Source organism: Williamsia sp. M5A3_1d (genome assembly GCF_053345315.1).
This window is the reverse complement of record NZ_JBKEZX010000003.1, coordinates 851092-868778: the sequence shown is the minus strand read 5'-3', so window position 1 is coordinate 868778 and position 17687 is coordinate 851092. Positions and strand designations below refer to the sequence as shown.

Annotated in this window: 17 protein-coding genes; 8 read left to right on the top strand and 9 right to left on the bottom strand. The window is 70.1% G+C overall.

Annotation, left to right across the window (positions count from 1 at the left end; all coding sequences use genetic code 11):
- Positions 1-32 precede the first annotated feature (32 nt).
- Together ACLBW1_RS16335 and ACLBW1_RS16330 are read left to right on the top strand one after the other, a co-directional pair.
- Positions 33-554, top strand: coding sequence for a DUF1697 domain-containing protein (locus ACLBW1_RS16335; protein ID WP_447812839.1), 522 nt, complete (start codon positions 33-35; stop codon positions 552-554).
- A gap of 22 nt (positions 555-576) precedes the next feature.
- Complete coding sequence (locus ACLBW1_RS16330; RefSeq protein WP_447812838.1) at positions 577-1800, top strand: SLC13 family permease; 1224 nt, start codon at positions 577-579, stop codon at positions 1798-1800.
- A gap of 150 nt (positions 1801-1950) precedes the next feature.
- Here ACLBW1_RS16330 and ACLBW1_RS16325 read toward each other — a convergent pair whose 3' ends face one another.
- The 5 genes from ACLBW1_RS16325 to cobC form a co-directional block, all read right to left on the bottom strand.
- Complete coding sequence (locus ACLBW1_RS16325) at positions 1951-3408, bottom strand: DUF222 domain-containing protein (protein ID WP_447812837.1); 1458 nt, start codon at positions 3406-3408, stop codon at positions 1951-1953.
- A 232-nt stretch (positions 3409-3640) separates the two neighbouring features.
- Positions 3641-4750: a bifunctional RNase H/acid phosphatase gene (locus tag ACLBW1_RS16320; RefSeq protein ID WP_447812836.1), complete on the bottom strand. Its 1110-nt coding sequence runs from the start codon at positions 4748-4750 to the stop codon at positions 3641-3643.
- Positions 4751-4755: 5 nt separating this feature from the next.
- The gene (locus ACLBW1_RS16315) at positions 4756-5493 is read right to left on the bottom strand and encodes a zinc ribbon domain-containing protein (RefSeq protein WP_447812835.1); all 738 of its coding nucleotides are present in this window, start codon (positions 5491-5493) and stop codon (positions 4756-4758) included.
- 39 nt (positions 5494-5532) lie between these two features.
- On the bottom strand, positions 5533-6708 hold the full coding sequence (locus tag ACLBW1_RS16310) for a Nif3-like dinuclear metal center hexameric protein (protein WP_447812834.1): 1176 nt from the start codon (positions 6706-6708) through the stop codon (positions 5533-5535).
- Positions 6695-7843 carry an Rv2231c family pyridoxal phosphate-dependent protein CobC gene (gene cobC, locus ACLBW1_RS16305; RefSeq protein WP_447812833.1) on the bottom strand — a complete coding sequence of 383 codons (1149 nt, stop codon included), beginning with the start codon at positions 7841-7843 and terminating at the stop codon, positions 6695-6697. Before cobC ends, ACLBW1_RS16310 begins: the two co-directional genes overlap by 14 nt.
- 65 nt (positions 7844-7908) lie before the next feature.
- On the opposite strand from cobC, the gene ACLBW1_RS16300 reads away from it, so the two are divergent.
- Positions 7909-8595 (top strand): HAD hydrolase-like protein, encoded by a 687-nt coding sequence (locus tag ACLBW1_RS16300; RefSeq protein ID WP_447812832.1) that lies wholly within the window; start codon positions 7909-7911, stop codon positions 8593-8595.
- Complete coding sequence (locus ACLBW1_RS16295) at positions 8588-9073, top strand: low molecular weight protein-tyrosine-phosphatase (protein ID WP_447812831.1); 486 nt, start codon at positions 8588-8590, stop codon at positions 9071-9073. Before ACLBW1_RS16300 ends, ACLBW1_RS16295 begins: the two co-directional genes overlap by 8 nt.
- 27 nt (positions 9074-9100) lie before the next feature.
- On the opposite strand, the gene ACLBW1_RS16290 is transcribed toward ACLBW1_RS16295, so the two are convergent.
- Positions 9101-10114 carry a zinc-binding metallopeptidase family protein gene (locus ACLBW1_RS16290; protein WP_447812830.1) on the bottom strand — a complete coding sequence of 338 codons (1014 nt, stop codon included), beginning with the start codon at positions 10112-10114 and terminating at the stop codon, positions 9101-9103.
- Positions 10115-10320: 206 nt separating this feature from the next.
- Here ACLBW1_RS16290 and ACLBW1_RS16285 point away from each other — a divergent pair, with 206 nt between their 5' ends.
- Positions 10321-11319 (top strand): SURF1 family cytochrome oxidase biogenesis protein, encoded by a 999-nt coding sequence (locus ACLBW1_RS16285; RefSeq protein WP_447812829.1) that lies wholly within the window; start codon positions 10321-10323, stop codon positions 11317-11319.
- A 9-nt stretch (positions 11320-11328) separates the two neighbouring features.
- Here the strand turns inward: ACLBW1_RS16285 and ACLBW1_RS16280 are convergent, their stop codons facing one another.
- The gene (locus ACLBW1_RS16280) at positions 11329-12264 is read right to left on the bottom strand and encodes a cobalamin biosynthesis protein (RefSeq protein ID WP_447812828.1); all 936 of its coding nucleotides are present in this window, start codon (positions 12262-12264) and stop codon (positions 11329-11331) included.
- 56 nt (positions 12265-12320) lie between these two features.
- Between ACLBW1_RS16280 and ACLBW1_RS16275 the strand changes: the two genes are divergently transcribed.
- Complete coding sequence (locus tag ACLBW1_RS16275) at positions 12321-13262, top strand: spermidine synthase (RefSeq protein ID WP_447812827.1); 942 nt, start codon at positions 12321-12323, stop codon at positions 13260-13262.
- Here ACLBW1_RS16275 and ACLBW1_RS16270 read toward each other — a convergent pair.
- The gene (locus ACLBW1_RS16270) at positions 13237-14676 is read right to left on the bottom strand and encodes an acyl-CoA synthetase (protein WP_447812826.1); all 1440 of its coding nucleotides are present in this window, start codon (positions 14674-14676) and stop codon (positions 13237-13239) included. The genes ACLBW1_RS16275 and ACLBW1_RS16270 overlap by 26 nt on opposite strands.
- A gap of 114 nt (positions 14677-14790) precedes the next feature.
- Between ACLBW1_RS16270 and ACLBW1_RS16265 the strand changes: the two genes are divergently transcribed.
- The gene (locus ACLBW1_RS16265) at positions 14791-15894 is read left to right on the top strand and encodes a hypothetical protein (protein WP_447812825.1); all 1104 of its coding nucleotides are present in this window, start codon (positions 14791-14793) and stop codon (positions 15892-15894) included.
- Between the two features lie 25 nt (positions 15895-15919).
- Positions 15920-16654, top strand: a complete 735-nt coding sequence (locus ACLBW1_RS16260) for a DUF429 domain-containing protein (RefSeq protein WP_447812824.1) — start codon at positions 15920-15922, stop codon at positions 16652-16654.
- Positions 16655-16675: 21 nt separating this feature from the next.
- Here the strand turns inward: ACLBW1_RS16260 and ACLBW1_RS16255 are convergent, their stop codons facing one another.
- Positions 16676-17569 carry a YdcF family protein gene (locus ACLBW1_RS16255; protein ID WP_447812823.1) on the bottom strand — a complete coding sequence of 298 codons (894 nt, stop codon included), beginning with the start codon at positions 17567-17569 and terminating at the stop codon, positions 16676-16678.
- Between the last annotated feature and the right edge of the window lie 118 nt (positions 17570-17687).

The following is a 17687-nucleotide window of genomic DNA, read 5'->3' as shown; positions in this document are numbered from 1 at the left end:
GACGACAACTGCCGGGGCGCTACCCTGGCGCGGTGGCCCGCTACGTCGCCCTGCTCCGAGGCATCAACGTCGGTGGCGTGCGGGTCGGAATGTCCGATCTGCGTGACGAATTCGGGCATCTGGGCTTCACCGAGGTGCGCACGGTGCTGGCCACCGGCAACGTCGTGTTCGACGCCGACGACGACCACACGCCGTCGTCGTTGCGCGAGCTGATCGAACCGGCCCTCGGCAAGCGGTTCGGCTACGAGGCATTCGTGTTCGTCCACACCGTCGACCACGTTGCCGACGTCACCGGGGCCTATCCGTTCGACGAGAGCGACGGCGTCCACGCGTATGTGGTGTTCGTGGCCGACGATGCGGTGCTCGACGAACTGCTCGGTGTCGACATCGACGGCGACGTCGAATCGGTGGCCCGAGGTGACGGCGTCGTCTACTGGTCGGTGCCACAGAAGCAGACGCTCAGCAGCGCCTTCGGGAAGGTCCTGGGCAGGTCGGCGTACAAGGCGACGACCACCAACCGCAACCTGCGCACACTCCGCAGGATCCTCGGCTGAGGACACGGGGACGACAGAGATGATGGCAGCGGGCGCAGTGGCGCTCATGGTGCTGGCGCTCGCGTTCGCTGTGTGGCGTCCGCGAGGGCTTCCCGAGGCGACGGTTGCGGTGCCCGCGGCGGCGATCGCCATCACTGTGGGCGCGGTGACGCTGGGTGAGGCGTTCGACGAGATCCACCGTCTGGCGTCGACGGTCGCCACACTGGCTGCGCTGCTGGCGCTCTCGCACGCGTGTGAGGTGCTCGGGGTGTTCGGGTGGGTCTCGCGGCAGATCGGTCGCGCGGGAGCCGGCAACGGTCGACGACTGTTCGCCCTCGGATTCGTCGGGGCGGCGGTCACGACGGCCGCGCTCAATCTCGACGCCACCGTCGTCCTGCTCACCCCGGTGTTGATCGCGGTCACCCGCGGCCTCGGGGTGCGCCCACGGCCGCTGTCGGTGGCGACGATCAGTCTCGCCAACGCGGCGTCGTCGTTGATGCCGGTCTCGAATCTGACCAACCTGCTGGCGTTCTCGGCCACCGGCGTGAGTTTCGGCCGCTTCACCCTGCTGATGGCCCTGCCGTGGCTCGCGACGCTCGTGGTGCAGTACGCGGTGCACCGCTGGTGGTTCCGCGCCGAGATCGCCGACGTCCCCGATCACGAGCCACAGGATCCCGGGCTCGCGCCGGTCACCGCGTTGTGTGTCCTCGGCGCGACGCTCGTCGGTTTCGTCCTGTCGTCTCAGGTCGGGGTGGAGCCGGTGTGGTTCGCCACCGCGGGTGCCGTGGTGCTCACGGTGATCGCGATGGCGCGCAGGGCGTCGGGCGTGGTCGATGTGGTGAAGGCGATCAATCCCCTGTTCCTGCTGTTCGTGTTCGCACTCGGGGTCCTGGTCGCCGCCATCGCCGACGGCGCGATCGGTCGTTGGTTGGCCGGCATCGTCCCGAACGGCACCGGTCTTCTCGCGCTGCTCGGCGTGGCCGCGATCGGTGCGGTGGTCGCGAACGTCATCAACAACATCCCCGCGACATTGCTGCTGCTCGCCGCGATGTCCGGCGCCCCGACCGTCGCGCTGTTGGCAATGCTCCTCGGCGTCAACATCGGCTCCAACATCACCTACGTGGGGTCGCTGGCGAATCTGCTGTGGCGCCGCATCGTCAGCCGCGACGGTGTCGCGGTTTCCGCCGCCGGCTTCTCCGCCCTCGGCCTCGTCGCCGGTGCCCCGTCGATCGTCGCTGCCGTCACCATGTTGTGGCTCGTCACTTGAGTTGAGCGGCCGGGTCGCGTTCTACTCCCGCCGACTGTGCCGAAAGTCGTCGCTGAGTGTGCTCGCAGCATTACGCAAGCCGAGACGTGAACAACGCACATTCGACAACGGCTTTCCGCACCGTCAGCGGCGGTAGAACCCAAACACCCATCAAGCAGCGGGATAGAGCTCACACTCAGGCCAAGTGATGTCGAAGCGCCTGCTCACTGCCGCGACGTCAGGCGGGTTCCGGAATCGTTCGAGGAGTTCGTCGATCCGGTGTAGGTGATTGGCGCGGAGCTTTTCGGGTGGGTCGGTGTTGCGGCGCCAGCCGTAGCGGCCTTTGTCGGGGCCGTCGGTGATCTTCTCGGTGGACCACTGATGGGGTTCGGTTCCGACGGCTCGGTTGTGGGGTCCGCAGGCGGGGGCCAGGTGGGTGGAGTCGGTGAGCCCGCCGTCGGCCCAATCCTGTTCGGCGTGATGCATCTCGGTGTGGGCGAAGGCGACACCGCAATCGTCCTTGCTGCAACCGCGGTACTGCGCGAAAGCCATCAACCGTTGCGCTTGTGAGGCGAGGCGGCGGGTGCGCCCGAAGAACAAGGGCTCGTTGGTGACGTCGCTGAACACCGCGAGATGTTGTTGGGCGTCGGCGGCGAGCTTCACAACGTCACCGATCGGGAGGTCGGTACCTGTGGTGGTGCGTACGACGCCGGCGTGCTCGCGGAGTTGGGCGTCGGTGATGGAGACGATGATCTGCGGCGGCAGCCCGCGGTGTGACCCACCGAGCAAGCCGCCGTTGACGGCGGCGTCGAGTAGGGCTTTGAGGGCGTCGTGGTTGCGTTGGGACTGCGAGCGGCAGTCCCGATCTGCTGCTTCCCGTAGTGCATCGCTGCTGATCTCGCTGCCGTCGCCGTGAGGCGACTGATCGTCGTCGGGGTTGTTCATCCCCGGTGCCGCCCACTTCGCGAGCACCACGTCGAACAGGGCGCGCGTGGTCGGGTCCAAGGTGGCGGTCAGCTTCGACATCAACTGGCTGTCCTGGCAACCCACAGACAGCTTCCGGTTCCGTGCGCGGTCACGGTCGTCGGTGAGGGTGCCGTCGGGATCGAGGTGGGCGAGGATCCGTACCCCGGCGGCGGTGATCTCTTTCGGGGTGAGTGTGGTCGCGAACTCGGCGAGGGTCTGTTCTGCGAACGCTCGGTGCTCGGGCTCGACCGCGGTGGGGATTTTGGCCATGACATCCAGCACGGCGTGAACGTGGTCGGGGCCGATCGATCCGGCCGCCAACTCCCGAGCGACGTTCGGGCAGACCGGTGGCAGCTTCTCTCCGGTCATCGCGTGCATCGATTCGAGCGCCTGCACTTCTTTGAGCCGCTTCTTCGGTTGCGTCACGCGCAGTGTCGTCCGAAGGAACTCGGTCAGGTTCACACATCCGACGGCGCGGTGGGCGTCGCGGTCGGACACCTCGAGGATCCTTTTGTTGCCGGCGGCCTCCAATTGCCGGGCGATGCGCTCATGGCGAATGGCGAGATCCGCGACCTCCTCGTCGGTGCACGAGGTGGAGTCGGCAGTGAGGATTCTGTCCACGATCTGTTCCAGGGCAGCGTAATCCGATTGGATGCTGTTCATCGGCCTGCCCCCTCCCCAGGTGGATCTGTACATCTATCCTAGCACGGATGTTCGAGGGGTGGGTGGTTAATTTTAGTGAATGTTGTTGAACGCTGGTGTATTTCGCTTGTCCGGTCGCGTTCTACTACCGCCGACTGTGCCGAAAGTCGTCGCCGAGTGTGCGTCGTTTCGCCGTCAACTCACGATCTGTGGTCAGCACACCCGGTTCGGGTTCGTCACGGTCGGCCGTGAATCAGGACAGATGGTTCGTGTCGTTGACGAGGCGGACGGAACTTCCTCCGTCGGAGTAGAACTCGGCCACCGAGAGCGACGCCAGGTCGAGGTGGAGCTTGAAGAGGATCGACGGACCGACGTCGAGGGCATGGCGCAGAACGGTTTTGATCGGCGTGACGTGACTGACCACCACGACGTCGCCGGGTCCGTACTCCGACACCACGTGGTCGGTCGCGACCCGCACACGCTCGGTGACGGCGTCGAAACTCTCCCCACCCGGAGGGGCGACCGACGTGTCGGACATCCAGGCGCGGTGCAGTTCCGGGTCACGCTGCATCGCCTCGATGAACGTCAGACCCTCCCACTCGCCGAAGTCGGTCTCGGTGAAGCCTTCCACCTCGTGCACCGGAAGATCGAGCTTGCGGGCGATGGCGCCGGCGGTCGCCCGCGCCCGCGACAACGGGCTGGACACGATGGCCTTCACACCGCCGCGAGAGGCGATGCGATGCGCCGCCCGATCGGCCTGCTGCACACCGAGTTCGGTGAGCTCGGGGTTCCCACGTCCGCTGTAGCGCCGGTCCACCGACAGCGCCGTCTGCCCGTGGCGCACCAGCCACAACCGGGTGGGCTCCCCCATCGCCCCGGTCCAACCGGGCCCGGTCTTCGCCGCCGAAGCGCTCTTCTCGACCGGGGCGGCCGACTCACCACCTGTCGCGATCTGCCCCTGCGCCTGCTCATCCATGGCCTCGTTGGCGAGGCGGTCGGCGTGGGAGTTCTCCGCGCGAGCGATCCACGCGAAGTCGACGTGTGAGAAGCCCGAGACGAGATCGCGGGCCTGCTCCGCCAGCGGGATCATGTCCGGGTGCTTGACCTTCCACCGACCCGACATCTGCTCGACGACCAGCTTGGAGTCCATCCGCACCGACACCTCGTCGGCGTCGAGATCCCTCGCAGCCCCGAGACCCGCTATGAGCCCACGGTATTCGGCGACATTGTTGGTGGCGCGTCCGATGTACTCCTTGCGCTCGGCCAGGACGGTCCGGTGGTCGGCGTCGAACACGACGGTGCCGTATCCGGCGACGCCGGGGTTGCCGCGCGATCCGCCGTCGGCCTCGACGATGACCCGCATCCGGCTCAGACCCCGGATTCGTGCGTGCGCACGATGATCGCGCCGCACTCGTCGCAGCGCAGCACCTCGTCGGCGGGTGCCTGCCCGTAGCGGCTGAGCGTTCCGCGGTCGATCTCCATGCGGCAGGCCCCGCACCGCGCCTGACGCAGCAGGCCCGCGCCGATCCGGCCCTGGGCCACCTGCTTGTCGTAGACGGCGAGCAGGGCGTCGTCGATCTGTCCGCGCAGTTCGTCGCGACGGGCGCGCGCGGCGTCTGCGGTCACGTCGATCTCCGACATCGCCGTCGCCGCGTCGGCGTCGGCCTTCTCGATCTCTTCCTCGGTGTGGGTCACCAGCGCTCCGCAGCGCAATTCCTCTGCCGCGGTGGCCTCTTGACGTTCCATCACCTCGAGCAGCTCGTCCTCGGCCACACCGCGCCGACGGTGCAGGCCCGCGATCTCGTGCTCGATCTCGGTGAGCGCCTTGCCGGTGAGGGTGCCGCCGTTGAGCAGGGCCGAGTCCTTGCTCAACCGCGTGTCGAGCACGGCGATGTCGTTCTCGAGGCGTCGCACCTCGCGGGCGAGGTCCTCGGCCGCGATCTGCGCGGCGACGGTCTGATCCCGGTACTCACGCAGGGCCTCGACGAGTTCGGCGACCCGTGCGGCCTCCGGCGAGTGGGACCGCCGGTGGGTGGCCCTCGAGACCCCGGCATCGACCTCGGCCAGGTCGAGGAGTGCTCTCTGATCGGCCGGATCTGCCTTCATGTCGCGAGGGTGTCCTGTTCTGTAGGGGTTCTGGCGACACTACCGGTCGGGGCGTGCCTCGCCCGTGACGGCGCTGGTGGAGCCCGCGCCGTGCAGCGTGAACGGGTCGGTCGGACGGTCGAACTGCGAGATGACCAGCCCCGCGTCGTGGGCGCCGAGCACCGCGGCGACCTGCGCACACCAGGGGAACTCCGTCGCCCAGTGCCCGGCGTCGACGAGCGCGGGGCCACCTGCGCGCAGGTGTTCGTCGGCGGGGTGGTGACGCAGGTCGGCGGTGACGTAGACGTCGGCCCCGGCCGCGGCGGCCGCGTCGATCAGCGAGTCGCCGGCTCCACCACACACCGCGACCGTCGAGACCATGGCGTCGGGATCGCCCGCCGTCCGCACGCCCCACGCCGCGGTCGCGAGTGACGTCGCCACATGATCGGTGAACGCGCGCAACGACATCGGTTCGGCGAGGACGCCCACCCGCCCCAATCCGATGTCGGACGGGGTGGAGGCGAGTTCGATCAGGTCGAAGGCCGGTTCCTCGTAGGGATGCGCCGCGCGCAGGGCCGCGGCCACCGCGTCGCGTCGGCCGCGGGGGGCGACCATCTGCATGCGGTCCTCGGCGACGGAGGCGACCTCACCGACGTCACCGATGGCCGGGTTCGCCGACGGACCGGGGAGGAACTCGCCGGTCCCCGCGACGGTGAACCGACACCGGCTGTACTCGCCGATCGCGCCGGCACCGGCGGCGAACATCGCCTCGGCGACCGCGTCGGTCGCGGTGCGCGGGACCATCACCACCCAGGAGTCCAACGGCGGGCTCGGCAGCGGTGAGAGAGGCCGCGTGTCGGTGACCCCGAGAGCGTCGGCGAGGGCGTCGGACACCCCGGGGCGGGCGATGTCGGCGTTGGTGTGCGCGGTGTAGAGCCCGCATCCCGACCGGATGAGGCGGTGGATCAATCGCCCCTTGGGGGTGTGCGCACCGACGGTGTCGACACCGCGCAGCAGCAGCGGGTGGTGCGCCACGATCAGTTCGACACCGGTCGCGACGGCTTCGTCGACCACCGCGTCGGTCACATCGACGCAGATCAACACGGCGGTGACGGTGTCACCGGGGTCGCCACACACGAGACCGACACTGTCCCAGGACTCGGCGTGACGCGGCGGGTAGGTCTCGTCGAGCAGTTCGATCAGATGGCGCAGGGCGGCCACGTCAGTTCCCGTCATTCGAGTCGGTACAGGGTAGGTCGGTGCACGCGGTGCGGTGCGGGAGCTGTCCGGTGTCGTCGCGGCGTGGCCAGGCGGCGATCAGACCGGCAACCGCCTCGCGGTCGCGGACGGCGAGACGCAGGTGATCGGGACCCAGCCCGGCGAAGTTCGCACAGCTGCGTACCGCGTAACCCTCACGCGCGAGATGGTTCTTGGCCGCGGTGCCCTCGGTCACCCGCACCATCACGAACGACGCCGCGGGCGTGCCGCACACCGTGATGCCGGCCGCGGCCAGGGCCGCGCACATCGCCTCGCGGTCGGATCGGACCACCCGGGCCTGCTCGCGCGCATGAGCCCTCCCCTGTTCCGACAGTGCGGCGGCGAGTGCGGCGAGCTGCAGCGTGCCCACCGGCCAGTGGGGGCGACCCGCGGTGAGGCGATCGATGACATCTGCTGCGGCGCAGAGATATCCGGCGCGAAGTCCCGCGAGGGCGAAGGTCTTGGTGATGCTGCGGATCACGATCACGTCCGGATACGCGCTATCGACGAGGGATTCCGGTTCGTCGATCTCGGCCCCGTCGCGCACGGCGAGGGTCACGTCGGCGAACGCCTCGTCGACCACCACGATCCGTCCCGGACGCCGCAACGACTCGATGGCCTCACGGGGGTGCAGCACCGAGGTCGGGTTCGTCGGGTTGCCGACGATCACGAGGTCGACGTCGGCGGGGACGTCGGCGGAGGTCACATCCCACGGTGCGGCGCACACGACGCGGGTCACCGGGACACCGGCAGAGGTCAGCACGCGTTCGGGCTCGGTGAAGGTGGGGGCGATGACGACGGCGTTCCCGGGGCGCAACCGTGCGAGCAGCGAGAACCCCTCGGCGGCACCGGCGAGCGGCAGGATCTCGCGGCGATCCCGACGATGGGCCCGCGCGATCACGTCGACGGCGGCGTCGTGATCGTCACGGAGGGGGTAGGCGGCCAGGTCGGGCAGCCGCTCGGCGAGGGCGTCGACCATCCAGCGCGGCGTCCGGCCACGGACGTTGACGGCGAAATCGACCATGCCCGCCGCGACGTCGTCGTCGCCGTGGCGGTCGAGTGCGGTGAGGTCTGTACCCGTGGCGGTCTGGTGCTGCGTGGCCGACGGGATCACGACTCCCGACTCTACTTCGCGCCCCTGCGTGGCCCGGGCTCCGCACGTCGGGTGAGAATGGTCGGGTGCCGGTCTCCACCGATCCCGCCGCGGCGACGACGACCCTGTTGTTCGACCTCGACGGCACCATCACCGATTCCTTCGACGGCATCGCCAACAGCTTTCGACACGCGCTGGCGACCGTCGGTCATCCCGAACCCGATCCGACGGTCGTCGAGGGCATCGCCGGGCCGCCGATGCTCGACACCCTGCGGACACTGGGTCTCGACGACGACCGCGCGGCCGCCGCGATGGATGCCTACCGTGCGCGGTACACCGACATCGGGTGGCTGGAGAACGCGGTGTTCCCCGAGATGGAGGCGATGCTCGACGACCTGGCCGCGGCCGGGCGCCGGATGGCCGTCGCCACCTCGAAGAACGAGACCACGGCGACGCGCATCCTCGAGCACTTCGGTCTCGCCGGGTATTTCACGGTGATCGCCGGCGCGAGCGACGACGGGACCCGCCGCACGAAGGGTGACGTGGTGGCGCATGCGCTGTCCGGCCTGGGTGTGGCACCGACCGCGAGTGCCGACGGCGGCACACCCGACGTGGTGATCATCGGCGACCGTTCTCACGACATCCACGGCGCCGGCGCGTTCGGCATCCCCGCGGTCCTCGTCGGCTGGGGATACGCGCTCGACGGCGAGGGTGCCGACGCACGGTGGCAGGTGTCCACGGTGGGCGAGCTGCGGGAGGTGCTCGGTGTCTGACCGGCTCCACATCACGTTCGTCTGCACCGGCAACATCTGCCGGTCCCCGATGGCCCAGAGCATCGTCACCCACGCCGTCGCCGAGGCCGGACTGTCGGATCGGGTGCGCATCGACAGCTGCGGCACCGGTTCGTGGCACGTCGGTGAACCCGCCGACGACCGCGCGCGGACGGAACTGCGGCGCAACGGGTACTCCGACGAGCACGCCGCAGCCGTTCTCGGCGCTCAGCACAGCGACGCCGATCTGATCGTCGCGCTCGACCGCGGACACCTCGAGGCGTTGCGGCGCAAGCGGTTGGGCGAGCGCGCGCGTCTGCTGCGCAGCTTCGACCCGGATGTGGACCCCGCCGTCGGCGACGATCTCGACGTCGCCGATCCGTATTACGGCGACCAGAGCGACTTCACGCGGGTCCGGGAACAGATCGAGGCCGCCGTACCGGGCTTGCTCGACTGGATCCGCGAGCAACCCGCCCCGTAGCGCGGTCGACGACCCCGCACGAGTCGGTCAGACCTTGACGGGCTCGATCAACGAGTGCGCGAACCGCATCTTCTCCAGCACCTTGGCCGGCAGCACGAACGGGTACAGATCCTGGTGACCCATCGACCGGTTGATCTGGTTGAGCGACCACGACAGCGGCAGCCACCATTCGATGATGCGATCGAAACCGACGTCGCCGGTGAGTGAGCTGGCCAGCGTCGCGCCGGCCGGTGCCATCGCGAATGCCGCTGCGGTGTCGAGGGTGTCGCGGATGTGCAGGTAGTGCGCGAAGGTCTCCGCCCAGTCCTCGGCCGGGTGCATCGTGGCGTAGGAGGAGACGAAGTCGGATTTCCAGTCCGAGGGCGGGCCGTCGTTGTAGTGGCGGTCGAGCGCGGCCTGGTAGTCGTCGTCGGGGTTGCCGAACAGCTCCTCGAACCGCTGGCGGTGCTCGCCGTCGCCCACGAGGGCCATCTGGTAGTAGTGACCGATCTCATGGCGGAAGTGGCCGATCAGGGTGCGGTAGGGCTCGTCCATCGAGACACGGAGCTGTTCGCGGTGCACGTCATCGCCCTCGGCGAGGTCGAGGGTGATGACCCCGTTCGCGTGACCGGTGATGACGTTCTCCTGGGCGCTGGACAACAGGTCGAACGCCAGACCGGTGCTCGGGTCGTCATCGCGACCGACGATGGGCAGGTTCAACTCGGTCAGCTCGAGCACCACCCGACGCTTGGCCGCCTCGGCGTCGCCGAACTCGGCAATCGCCTCGGTGTCGCCGTCGCCGGGACGGGTGCGGGTGAGCACGCACGACTCGCAGAGGCCGTCGTCGCCGGCACCCTTCACCACGAGCCAGTTGCACTTGGCGACGATGTTGTTCGCACAACGGATCAGGGTCGATCCGTCGATCTCGGTCTGACCGTTGTCGTCGAGGGTGACGATGGTGCGCGACGGCAGGTGGAAGCCGAGCGCGCTGGCGCACTTCAGGCAGAGGGTGTTCTCGAAGGAGAGTTGCTGGCCGCAGTTACGGCAGGCGAAATCACGCATGGTGGGGGTGGGTCCGTTCGGTGAGGCACCTGCGCCGCGTGGGGACGGGCGAGGTGGGAGTTCGGAGGCGGCGAGGCAACGCTCACGGCGGCGGCTTCGCGTGAGGGCCTGTCGGGCTCCGGCCGACTCAGCGTAGTCGACACATGCAGGTCCGCTCACCGATCGCGGCGCCCGCCGACCCCCGGGCGAGGTTGTACCGTCGAGGTATGCGAGTGCTCCGCGCCTTCCTGCGTCCCGGCTGGGTGGTCCTCGCGCTCGTCGTGGTCGCGTTCGCGGTCGCATGCTTCTGGGTCCTGGCACCGTGGCAACTAGGCAAGAACGGTCGTACCGAACACCAGAACGATCTGATCAAGAGCGCGGTGTCGAAGGCAGCGGTCCCCATCGACACCGTGTATCCCGGTTCGGGTCCGATACCGACCGACACCGAGTGGCGCGAGGTGTCGGTGACGGGTACCTACCTGCCCGAGGCGCAGGCGGTGGTCCGGCTGCGGTCGGTCGACGACAGCCCCGCGTTCGAGGTGCTCACCCCGTTCCGCACATCCGACGGTCGGGTGTTCGTGGTCAACCGCGGTTACGTACGTCCGCAGCAGGGCACCGCGTTGCCGCCGGTGACCGCGGCGCCCACCGGCACGACCACCGTCGATGCCCGCATCCGCGCGCCGGAGGGGACCAGCCCTGGCAAGGGACCCCGAACCGAGTCCGGCGTGCTGCAGGTCTACACGATCGATCCGGCCGTACTGGGCCGCACCGTCGGGCTCACCACCATGCCCGCCTACCTGCAGTTGTCGTCGGGGCAACCCGGCAGCCTCGCCGAGATCCCCATCCCCCAGCTCGACTCCGGGCCCTACCTGTCGTACGGATTGCAGTGGATCGCATTCGGCGTGATGGCGCCACTGGGTCTGCTGTATTTCGTGCGATCGGAGATCCGCCACCGTCGCGAGGCCAACGCAGCCCGCGCCGAGACCGCCGAGCGCATCCGCACCGGCGCCGCACCACCCGACGCCCTCGAGTCGGCGGCACTGGCCGAGTCGGCGTTGTCCGAGCGCGCGGCCCGCGCCCGGCAGCGGCGCAAGGAACTCACCTCGGCATCGTCGACGGGGATGGGACAGACGCGGGTGCGCGGCACCATCGGCGCGGGTCCCGATCAGACCGGCGCGAGCGAGGACCGCGTGCGCGGCAAGCTCGCCGACCGCTACGGCGACTGAGCCGAGTAATCAACCGAGCAGGACACCGGCGGCGCCCGCCGCCAGTACCGCGCTCACCAGCTGCACCCGCCGCGACAGCGTGATCGCTCGCCGCAGGTCTGCCACCTCGGGTGCGGGGCCGTCGCCCAGACGGGGTCGCTCCTCCACCCGGTGTCGATACACCGTGGTGCCCCCCAGTCCGATGCCCAGCGCGCCCGCGAACGACGACTCCACGACACCGGCATTCGGACTCGGGTGGCCTCCCGCGTCGCGACGCCACGCCGCCGCCGCGTCGACGGGACGGCCGCCTATCGCGATGACCACCAATCCGGCGAGGCGTGCCGGCACGAGGTTCGCGACATCGTCGAGTCGTGCTGCCGCCCAACCGAACCGCTTGTAGCGCGGCGTGCGATGACCGACCATCGCGTCGAGGGTGTTGACCATCCGGTAGGCGATGAGGCCACGCACCCCACCGACCGTGCCCCAGACCAGCGGCGCGACGGTGGCGTCGGAGGTGTTCTCGGCCACCGATTCCACGGTCGCGCGGATGATCCCGGCACGATCGAGACTCTCGGGGTCGCGGCCACACAGGCTGGGGATCAGGGCCCTCGCGGCCGGTTCGTCGTCGGCCTCCAGGGCGTCGGCGACCGCCGCAGCGACCCGGGTGAGTCCGGTCCCGCCGAGCACCGTCCACGTCGCGGCCGCTGTGGCGGCCACCGCACGGGCTCCACCGACACGACGCAGGGGTTCGGCGATCGCCAGTACCGACGCCAGGCACCCACCGACGAACACGACTCCGGCCCATCGGTTGTCGCGGTACACGACGCGCTCGATGTGCCCGGCCACGGTGCCCATGCCGGCCACCGGGTGCCCACGCCTCGGGTCGGCGAACATCAGGTCGGCGGCGACGCCGAGCATCAGCCCGAGTGCACGTGGGGCACGGCGGTCGGGCGAAGGGGTGATCACCGGCACCACCCTGCCACGCGGCGCCGGCTCCGCGGTCCGCCCGTAGGGTCGTCGATGTGGCCGGACGACGACACCCGCGCAGACCACCCGCCCGGACCGCGGCGGGTGCCCCGATCACCGACGAGGCGTCGACCGCGCCCGCCGGCGTCCACCCCATCGACACCGGCACCGCGCGCATCACCGCCGACGACGACGGCACCGGCTGGCTGCTCGAGGTCAACGGCGTGCAGAGTTCCCACATCGTCACCGACGACCCCCTGCGCCTGGAGTTCGAGTACATGCGCTGGATCGCGGCCGTCATCGACGACCGCCATCACCCCGACGACCCGCTGCGGGTGCTGCACCTGGGGGCCGGCGCGTGCTCGCTGGCCCGCCGCCTCGCCGCCGCCTACCCACGGTCGCGGCACGTGGCCGTCGATGTCGATGCCGCGTTGGCGACGCTGGTGCGCGACCGCTTCGACCTGCCGCGCGCGCCGGTGCTGCGACTCCGTGTGGGCGACGCCCGCGAGGTCACGACCGCGCTGCACACCGACAGTCGCGACATCGTGATCCGCGACGTGTTCGCGGGTGCGACGACGCCGACCGACGTGACCACCGCCGAGTTCACCGAGCAGGTGCATCGCGTGCTGCGCCCGGGCGGGCTCTATCTCGCGAACTGTGCCGACACCCGCGATCTCGCCGGCGCCCGCGCCGAGATCGCCACCATCGGTGCACGATTCGCGCACCTCGCGCTGGTGGCCGACCCTGCGATGCTCAAGGGCAGGCGCTACGGGAACATCATCATCGTCGCGAGTGACGACGAGATCGCCACCTCGGCCGCGGTGGTCAAGTCACTGCTCGCCGGCGCCGTCCCCGCGTCGATCCGCGACGACGCCGACACCCGCCGATTCGCCGCCGGCGCAACCGTTCTGCGTGACGAGGGACGGGGTGACGAGGGAAGGGGTGACGAGGGACGGGGCGACGACCCCGGCGCTACGTCTCCAGCAACACCTTCTTGACGACCTTGCCCATGGCGTTGCGCGGCAGGGAATCGACGAATCGCACCTCGCGCGGTCGCTTGTGCACCGACAGGGCGTCCGCGACGTGGTCGATGAGGCCCTGCGCCGCAGCGGCGTCGGTCGCCGCGTCGGGATGGGCGACGACGTAGGCCACGATCCGTTGACCCAGATCGTCGTCGGCGGGCCCGACGACGGCCACCTCGGACACGGTCGGATGTTCCAGCAGCGACGCCTCGACCTCCCCCGCGCCGACCCGGTAGCCGCCGGACTTGATCAGATCGGTCGACAGCCGCCCCACGATGCGGTGCATCCCGTCGGGTGCGATCAGTGCGGCGTCGCCGGTGGCGAACCACCCGTCGGGCAGCCACGAACCCGCCGTCGCCTCGGGACGGTCGAGGTATCCCTCCCCCAGCATCGGACCGCGCACGAGGAGTTCCCCCACCGCCTCCCCGTCGTGTGGGAGGTCGGCACCGGACTCGTCGCGCAATCGGGTCTCCACCCCGGCGAGCGGTGTACCGACCCAGCCCGCCCGGCGTGGACCGTCGGCGCGGGCGCTGAGGGTGATGAGCGTCTCGGTCATGCCGTAGCGCTCGACCGGTCGGTGTCCGGTCAGCTCGGCCACGGCATCGAACACCGTCGGCGGCAGTGGTGCGCTGCCCGAGATCAGCAGGCGGGCACCGGACAGGGCACGTGCGTGGTCGGGTTCGGCGACGATCCGCGACCACACGGTCGGGACACCGAAGTACATCGAACCCGGATACGGGCCCTGCGCGGCGGATGCGTACGCCTGCGGCCGGGGCGCGACGGTGTGGTGCAGTCGACTGCCGATGCGTAGCGGGCCGACGAGCCCGAGGATCAGACCGTGCACGTGGAACAGCGGCAGACCGTGCACGAGGGTGTCGCCGGCGGTCCACGCCCAGGCGTCGGCGAGGGCGTCGATGCCGGCGGCGAGCGACCCGTGGGTGCTCACGACGCCCTTGGGGGCCCCGGTGGTGCCGGAGGTGTACATGATCATCGCCACGGTGTCCGCGGGCGGCTGGGGATGTCGGTGCCACGATCGCGCGTAGAGCCGCACCGGCAGGTGTGGCCGGTCGCAGGGGTCGGTGGGCGTCGCCCCCAGCCAGGCCTGCGCGCGGGAGTCGTCGAGCACGTGCCGTCGCTCGGTGCCGCCGCTGTCGGGCGCGACCGGCACCACGGTCACACCGGCGAGCAGCGCGGCGACCACCGCGACCACGGTCTGCATCGACGGCACGGCCTCGACCGCGACGCGGTTCAGCCCGCCGAGGCGCTCGGAGGCCGACGTCGCCGCCCCGACGATGTCGGCGTGGGAGAACGTCTCGTCGCCCACGGTCACGAAGGCCGGGACATCTGGCCGGTCGGCGACGAAACCCGGTGTCAGGAGAGGGAACAGCACCCCGCCACTGTCGCACACCGCGGTCTGTCGGTACCCCCACCTAGTCTCAGGCCACGATCGACCATTCGCGTCCCGCCGTTGCCGGTGGCGTCGCACTGCTGCAGAGGAGCCGCCATGTCGTCGCCCACCACCGACGTCGACTTCGACGACGTGATCGACCGCGCCTGGGCGGGGTTCACCGCGGCGCTGACCGAACGGCTGCGCGGACCCCGCGACGACCAGGCGATCGACCTGAGCCGCGAGCACGTCGCGCGCGGCTCGGCGAGTGATCTGCGCTTCCGTCGCCTGCCCACCGGCATGGTGTGCGCGATCGTGGCCGTCCCGGCCGGTGGACGGGCGAAGATCCCCGCGGTCCCGGCGGGATGGTCCGACGCCGAGGGCGGCCACCTCGTACGAATCGTGGAGCACCACGAGATCGCGGCACTCGTCGCCGAGGCCGTCGATCTGGCCCGCACGCTGTTGGCACTGCCGCATCCGAGTTTTCTGCGCGACGACGCGTCGATTCGTGCGCGCGCGCAGTCTATGGCCGATCACCCCTCGGCCGGGGTCTCGCGCGTGGTCGGTCGTGTGGTGCGTGACCGGCTCGCCGGAGTGGTCGGCATCGACGTGCACGACGCGGTCGAACTCACCTACCCCGACGCCACCGCCCACCTGCAGGTGTGGGGACCGCAACGCAGCGCCATGCTGTGGACCACCATCCGTGGCGCCGTCGATCCCGACACCGTCGACCACGCTCGCGCGGTGATCGGCACCTGGGCGGGATTCGAGCTGGTCGTCGACGGATCGGTGGTCGATGTGGAGTTCGCCGTCGACCTCGGCGCCGATCCGCGCACCACGATCGGTGAGGCGATCGATCGGTGGCACACGTTCATGACCGACGAACTGCCCTCCCTCACCGCGGCTCTCACCGCACCGTCGGATCCCGCCGACGTCTCGATGCCGGCCGCGCTGCGTGTGGCGGTGGACCGCGGTCGTGCCGGACTGCTCCCCGACGCCGCTGATGTGGCCGAGCTGTGTGGCACCGACCGCGGCGCCGCTGTCGACTCGATGGAGGTCTGCCGGATCAGGTCGTTGCAGTGGCTCCACCGCGCCGACGCCGCCACTGCATCCGGTGACGTCGAGGGGGCCGCGGAGGCACTGGACTCATCGGCGAGCTGGGACGCCCTCTACGCCGTCTTCGCCGCCGCGGTGCGGATCATGGTGCGTGACGCCGCCTGATCGATCCGATCGCTACGGTGGGCCGATGCGAACGGTCGGGGTGGACCTCGCCGCCGAGCCCGCGAAGACGGCGTGCGCGGTCGTCGAGTGGGAGTCGGACCGCGCCACGGTGAGCGCGTTGCGACTGGGGGCGAACGATGCCGATCTGATCGCCGCGGCCGACGGCGCCGACCGTGTGGGGATCGACGCGCCGTTCGGCTGGCCCGATGCGTTCGTGGAGTTCGTGGTGGCCCACCACCACGGCGCCGCCCCCACCACCGGACCGTTGAACACCCGTGCGGCGCGTGGTCCGTTGGTCCGGCGACACACCGACGAGGTGGTGCGCGTCGAGACCGGACTGATCCCGTTGAGCGTGTCGGCCGATCTGATCGCCCATGTGGCACTGCGGTGTTCGAGTGTGCTGGGTGCGCTCGGCGTGTCCGACCGCGTGCACGGCATCGCCGCCGAGGTGTATCCGGCGGCCGCGCTGCGCACATGGGGTCTGCGTTCGCGGGGGTACAAGGGCTCCGCCAACATCGGCGCCCGCGCAGCCCTGCTGGCCGACCTCGCGGTCGAGGCGCCGTGGCTCGATCTCGGCGATTTCGGGGCGCTGTGTCATGCCAGCGACGACGCCGTCGACGCGGTCGTCGCCGCACTGCTCGCCCGCGCGGTGGCGCTCGGCGCCACCGGTCTCCCCTCCGCGGAGATGGCCGGTGTCGCGGCGCGCGAGGGATGGATCCACCTGCCGCGGATCGCGTTGTCCGGGCTCGTCACGGGCTGACCTCGGCGGCCCACGGTTCCCTCAGCGGGTGGCGGGCACCCCGAAGGTGCGTGTGGCGTCGACATAGATCGACAGCTGCGCATCCCGCAGAGGTGGTAGGACAGCGTCCAGCCAGCCCTCGACCTGCGACGAGACACCGATGACGGGCAGGCCGGCGAGGACGAAGTCGGTGACCGCACGGCGGACGTGGTTCGAGCTGCTGACCACGACGGCGTTGACCACTCCTCGGGGCCGGACCATCGCGGCGGTGAACAAGGCGTTCTGCACCGTCGAGCCGGCCCGGGATTCGGTGAGGATGCGTGACGCGGGAATCCCCCGCGCCACCAACCAGTTGCGCATCGCTGCGGCCTCGGTGACGCCGTTGTGGGGCGCGCCGCCGGTCACCACGATGGGCGAGAACGGCGCGATGATCGCCTGGCGCCACACCGCGCCCATGCGTTGCTCGAGTTCGGGCCGCATCGCACCGTTGTCGAGCAGGCCGTATCCGAGGGCCACGATCGCCGTCTGCGGGCCGACCACGCTCGGGAACGGGTTGGGAAGGGTCGCGACACCTGCGCCGATCGCACCGAACACTCGGTTGACACCGGCCGCCGTGGCCGGTGAGACCGCGTTCAGACGGCCTTGCGCTGCGGCCTTGAGCGGGAAGTCGTACACGTAGTCGGCCCAGATCGCCTGCAGCGCAAGCGCCTGCGCATCGTCGGGCGCGATCCGCAGCAGGGCCGCGATGTCACCCAGCCCGCCCGGGACATCACGGTGGGCGAATTTGTACTGGGCGGAGTTGAACAGCGAGGTGGTCGGCGCCGCCGAGGCCACCGCGGGTACGAGCAGCGCCTGGCCGACCCCGAGGCCGGCCGCGCACACCAGGACCACACCGAGAGCGGCCGCCATGTTCCGCAGACGCGTCCACATGTGCATGCGGTGTTCCTCTCGTTCCCCGAATCCGTCCCTGTGCGACCCACGACCGAACCCCTCGGGCGACACAGAGAGACAACAAGGAGGCTACTGAGGCTGAAGTGACCAATGAGCTCAGAAG

Coding starts and splice junctions, on each gene's coding strand:
- ACLBW1_RS16325 (WP_447812837.1), bottom strand. CDS start 3,408: ATGAACAGCATCCAATCGGATTACGCTGCCCTGGAACAGATCGTGGAC.
- ACLBW1_RS16255 (WP_447812823.1), bottom strand. CDS start 17,569: ATGCACATGTGGACGCGTCTGCGGAACATGGCGGCCGCTCTCGGTGTG.
- ACLBW1_RS16285 (WP_447812829.1), top strand. CDS start 10,321: ATGCGAGTGCTCCGCGCCTTCCTGCGTCCCGGCTGGGTGGTCCTCGCG.
- ACLBW1_RS16290 (WP_447812830.1), bottom strand. CDS start 10,114: ATGCGTGATTTCGCCTGCCGTAACTGCGGCCAGCAACTCTCCTTCGAG.
- ACLBW1_RS16320 (WP_447812836.1), bottom strand. CDS start 4,750: ATGCGGGTCATCGTCGAGGCCGACGGCGGATCGCGCGGCAACCCCGGC.
- ACLBW1_RS16310 (WP_447812834.1), bottom strand. CDS start 6,708: ATGACGGGAACTGACGTGGCCGCCCTGCGCCATCTGATCGAACTGCTC.
- ACLBW1_RS16265 (WP_447812825.1), top strand. CDS start 14,791: ATGTCGTCGCCCACCACCGACGTCGACTTCGACGACGTGATCGACCGC.
- ACLBW1_RS16315 (WP_447812835.1), bottom strand. CDS start 5,493: ATGAAGGCAGATCCGGCCGATCAGAGAGCACTCCTCGACCTGGCCGAG.
- ACLBW1_RS16330 (WP_447812838.1), top strand. CDS start 577: ATGGCAGCGGGCGCAGTGGCGCTCATGGTGCTGGCGCTCGCGTTCGCT.
- ACLBW1_RS16260 (WP_447812824.1), top strand. CDS start 15,920: ATGCGAACGGTCGGGGTGGACCTCGCCGCCGAGCCCGCGAAGACGGCG.